This is a genomic window from Caballeronia sp. ATUFL_F2_KS9A (assembly GCF_023630765.1).
GTDB classification, from domain to species: Bacteria; Pseudomonadota; Gammaproteobacteria; order Burkholderiales; family Burkholderiaceae; genus Caballeronia; species Caballeronia zhejiangensis.
Genome location: NZ_JALQEK010000090.1, coordinates 1 through 236, shown reverse-complemented (window position 1 = coordinate 236; position 236 = coordinate 1). Strand labels below are relative to the sequence as shown.

The following is a 236-nucleotide window of genomic DNA, read 5'->3' as shown; positions in this document are numbered from 1 at the left end:
TTCAAAAACTGATAATTCCCCTTCGGGTTCTGAACAATCATTCTCACTCCTATCGTCTGCTTTGGTAGGACAAATTTATTATTTGTCCGCTCCACTTTCTCCCAATCCGTTCTTTTCGATAAGTGATTCTATTCTGCCACACTTTTTCAACCACATCTACTCCTTCGTCACCTTTATTTTCTCCTCGTTCGGACAGCCACGAATCCCCGAATCCTGCACAAGCCGCACCTTTCAAA

Annotated in this window: 1 protein-coding gene; it reads right to left on the bottom strand. The window is 43.2% G+C overall.

What is annotated here, in order from left to right:
• Window positions 1–49: 49 nt before the first annotated feature.
• On the bottom strand, window positions 50–236 hold a 187-nt coding region (locus NCS67_RS31855; protein WP_250437940.1), incomplete at its 5' end, for a hypothetical protein.